4 protein-coding genes and 1 tRNA gene are annotated in these 3758 nt (G+C 42.3%); 1 reads left to right on the top strand and 4 read right to left on the bottom strand.

Features of this window, described 5'->3' with window-relative positions; genetic code table 11:
- Positions 1–102 precede the first annotated feature (102 nt).
- Together rrtA and queC are read right to left on the bottom strand one after the other, a co-directional pair.
- Positions 103–681: a rhombosortase gene (gene rrtA / locus AB4135_RS22030; RefSeq protein WP_371995553.1), complete on the bottom strand. Its 579-nt coding sequence runs from the start codon at positions 679–681 to the stop codon at positions 103–105.
- A gap of 5 nt (positions 682–686) precedes the next feature.
- Positions 687–1373, bottom strand: coding sequence for a 7-cyano-7-deazaguanine synthase QueC (queC, locus tag AB4135_RS22025; RefSeq protein ID WP_371995552.1), 687 nt, complete (start codon positions 1371–1373; stop codon positions 687–689).
- 131 nt (positions 1374–1504) lie between these two features.
- Here queC and queE point away from each other — a divergent pair, with 131 nt between their 5' ends.
- Positions 1505–2173, top strand: coding sequence for a 7-carboxy-7-deazaguanine synthase QueE (gene queE, locus AB4135_RS22020; protein ID WP_371995551.1), 669 nt, complete (start codon positions 1505–1507; stop codon positions 2171–2173).
- A 109-nt stretch (positions 2174–2282) separates the two neighbouring features.
- Here the strand turns inward: queE and AB4135_RS22015 are convergent, their stop codons facing one another.
- Together AB4135_RS22015 and AB4135_RS22010 are read right to left on the bottom strand one after the other, a co-directional pair.
- A complete protein-coding gene (locus AB4135_RS22015; protein WP_371995550.1) occupies positions 2283–3359 on the bottom strand; it encodes a PLP-dependent cysteine synthase family protein in 1077 nt (358 codons plus the stop codon).
- A gap of 225 nt (positions 3360–3584) precedes the next feature.
- Positions 3585–3669 (bottom strand) — tRNA-Tyr (locus AB4135_RS22010).
- Positions 3670–3758 lie beyond the last annotated feature (89 nt).

Below are 3758 nucleotides of genomic sequence, written 5' to 3'. Positions count from 1 at the left end.
ATTTTTACTGTGTTGTAGACTATTTGTGGAGAATAACTAAACGGCATAGCCTCCGCCTTGTCAAAATAGCCAATAAACTGCGGCAAAAACAACCGTGAAAGATCAACAGCCCCTAATACTTTTCAGTTGATTAAAGCCAAACACACACGCTAAGCAGATAAAACCACTTACTACGCCAATTAAGTGCGCCTCAGTAGCAACACGGGCACCGATGAGGGATGTCACTTCTTGGCTGGCACCAAAGGATTGCTCATAGGTCACTTTTAAAATCACCCCAAGCGTTAATAAGTAACCCATTTTAAGCCCTTTGCAGATATCTTGCACCGCACCATAAACAAAAAGCCCATGTAACAACCCACTCAGGCCAACGTAACCTAGGGTGTTTGGAAAGAATATGAGTAATCCAAAGCCTTGCATTAAACCTAAGCTTAACACTAAAAGAGCGACTGTTTTGGCACTGTAATGTTGCTCAAACAGTAACACTATTACCCACAAACCCGCCAAATTCATGGCTAAATGCCAGATATTGGTATGCAGGAAATTTCCACTTAATAACCGCCACCATTGCCCCTCTAGAATGTTGTCTCGTCTATAGGCTAAAGCATCATCTAAACCTAAAGAGAATAGAAGGATGCAAAGTAAGCTTATTAATGTGACCACAAAGTAGCGATTTTTGACTATTGGCATTATTTTGCGCATTTCGCGGTTAGCTGTGCTTGAATGGCCGTCGAATTTGCTAAATACTCATCGAGTCCGCGTTGACGCAATATACAGGCTGGGCATGTACCACAACCATCACCCTTTAAGCCGTTATAGCAGGTAAGAGTCTGATGACGAACTAACTCCAGGCTATCGTATTTATCTGCAAGCGCCCAGGTTTCCGCTTTATCAAGCCACATTAATGGGGTGCTGATGGTGAGTTGTTTATCCATCCCTTGCATCAGTGCGGTTTGCATTGACTTAATGAACTCATTACGACAATCAGGATAGCCAGAGAAATCTGTTTCACAAACTCCTGTAATAATGACTTCGGCATTTATTTGGTATGCGTAGATCCCTGCAAGAGTAAGAAATAAAATATTTCGCCCTGGAACAAATGTGTTGGGGATTGCGTTGCCGTCTTTATTATCCTCGATTGGGATATCGCGGGTGAGAGCTGAAACCGTTAGATCATTTAAGATCCCAACATCTAGTACCTGATGACTTTTAGCACCTAATTTAGAAGATAACTCTTTGGCTATCTCTATCTCTTGCCTATGTCTTTGGCCGTAATCGAAAGTCACGCAATGAACTTCGTCATATTGGGTGAGTGCTTGAATTAGACAGGTCGTGGAATCTTGCCCACCAGAAAATACGACAATTGCTTTTGACATAATAATAGAACTTCAATTTATATGGAGATGAGAGGCGATAGTTTAACGCAGCGCGGTTTGCATTTAAACTACTTGCTACACGGTTAAAAATCCTCTATAAATGCCGCCCTGCTGAACTCGAGGAAAAGATGATGAACTATCCAGTCAATGAAGTGTTTGAAACCATACAAGGTGAAGGCTATTTTACCGGAGTACCGGCTATATTTGTAAGGCTTCAAGGTTGTCCTGTTGGCTGCGCTTGGTGTGATACCAAACACACCTGGGACGTTATAGAGGCAAATCGAGTTGCGCCAGAGTTAGTGATCCAAGTTGACGGAACGATAGGGCGTTGGTCTGAGTTAACTAGCGAGCAGTTGGTTAACGCTTTTAAAGGCAAGGGATTTACGGCTAAACATATCGTGATAACCGGCGGCGAGCCTTGCATGTACGACCTCTCAGAGCTAACCCGCTACTTGCATCAGAATGGCTATCAGACACAGATAGAAACCAGTGGCACCTTTGAGGTGGCATGTGACAGCGAAACTTGGGTTACTGTGTCACCTAAAATTAATATGAAAGGTGGTTATAAGGTACTAAAACAAGCACTTGAGCGAGCTAATGAGATTAAGCATCCTATTGCCACAAGCAATCATATTGATGAGCTAGATGCTCTCTTAGCCGATATTGATTTAGCTGATAAGACGGTCTGTTTACAACCAATTAGCCAAAAGCCGAGAGCGACTGAACTTGCGATGAAGACTTGTATCGATAGAAACTGGCGCCTTTCAATTCAAACCCATAAGTATCTAGACATAGATTAATTAGAAAATGGATATGAATGGTTTTCGTTAGAGCTATTAATCTATTGCGAATGCTACAAAATACAGCCCTTGTGAGTAACACTCAGCAAGGGCTTTTTTATACTGACTACTATTTAGCGGCTGGACAGTTAAGCACACTTGTTTCACTGAAGTGGGCTAGGGCATTGTTATAAGGTGTCAAATCGCCAATATTGTCTGCAATCCACTGTTCATCGTAATAGGTATCAAGATAACGCTCACCGGAATCGCAAATTAAGGTCACAATTGATCCAGTCTCTCCTCTCTTTGCCATCTCAGATGCGAGCTGTAACGCGCCGTAAAGGTTTGTTCCGGTCGATGGGCCAGTCTTTCGGCCGATGATGTTCTCTAACCAGTTTATGGTTGCTACAGATGCTGGGTCTGGAATTTTACGCATTTCATCGACAACGCCAGGGATAAATGAGGGCTCCACTCTTGGGCGACCAATCCCTTCAATTTTACTACCATTGGTGCAGGTGATATCAGCGTTACCAGTATTAAAGTAATCGAAAAATACTGAATTCTCAGGATCAACAACGCACAACTTCGTCGCTAAACGTTGATAGCGTATATAGCGTCCTATTGTCGCTGACGTGCCACCCGTGCCTGGACTCATGACAATCCATGATGGGATAGAGTGTTGTTCTCTCTCCATTTGATTAAAAATAGAGTTGGCAATGTTATTGTTACCGCGCCAATCGGTGGCTCGCTCTGCGTAAGTAAACTGATCCATATAATGGCCATCTAACTCTTTGGCTAAACGCTCTGATTCAGCGTAGATCTTACTTGAATGGTCGACAAAGTGGCATTGGCCGCCGTAGAACTCAATTTGTTGTATTTTTTTCTTCGCGGTGCTGCTTGGCATAACGGCAATAAAAGGTAGCCCAAGTAGGCGGGCAAAGTAGGCTTCTGATACAGCGGTGCTGCCTGAAGATGATTCGATAACTGTGGTGTTCTCTTTGATCCAGCCATTACATAGAGCGTAAAGAAAAAGTGAACGCGCGAGTCTATGTTTCAAACTACCAGTAGGGTGGGTACTTTCATCTTTAAGGTAAATATCAATGCCACTCAAATTGGGAGTATCAAGTTTTATTAGATGAGTGTCTGCACTTCGTTGAAAGTCTGCATCGATTTTTTCGATGGCTTGATTTACCCAAGAACTAGTCACAATAAGGCCTTTGATGTTGATCAGAAAGCTAAATCATAGTGAAATTAAGGGCACAATGGTAGAGACAATAACAGATAATAATCAGAAATTTATAACCGTAACAATAGCTCATTACTTGATTAACTTTGAAGTTACAAATGAACGATGTTGAGTATTTTTAAATTAACGGAGAAAGATGTTGAGCAAGAATTCACGTCGAATAGATATTGCAAGAGAGTTAAGAAGTGGTGGAGGGAGAAGGATTCGAACCTTCGAAGGCTGAGCCATCAGATTTACAATCTGGTCCCTTTGGCCACTCGGGAACCCCTCCACATTTTCTTACTGTTTACTGCACACAATATTGGCCTATTGTGTTTTTTACATTTTAATTTGTTGATAGAAATGGTGGAGGGAGAAGGA

The sequence above is a fragment of the Shewanella sp. 10N.286.54.B9 genome (genome assembly GCF_041468565.1).
Taxonomy (GTDB): domain Bacteria; phylum Pseudomonadota; class Gammaproteobacteria; order Enterobacterales; family Shewanellaceae; genus Shewanella.
The sequence above is the reverse complement of the archived record's forward strand: the minus strand, read 5'-3'. Positions and strand labels throughout refer to the sequence as shown.

What these genes read in the sequence shown, in the direction of transcription:
- queC (WP_371995552.1), bottom strand. Translation starts at nt 1,373, where the DNA reads ATGTCAAAAGCAATTGTCGTATTTTCTGGTGGGCAAGATTCCACGACC.
- queE (WP_371995551.1), top strand. Translation starts at nt 1,505, where the DNA reads ATGAACTATCCAGTCAATGAAGTGTTTGAAACCATACAAGGTGAAGGC.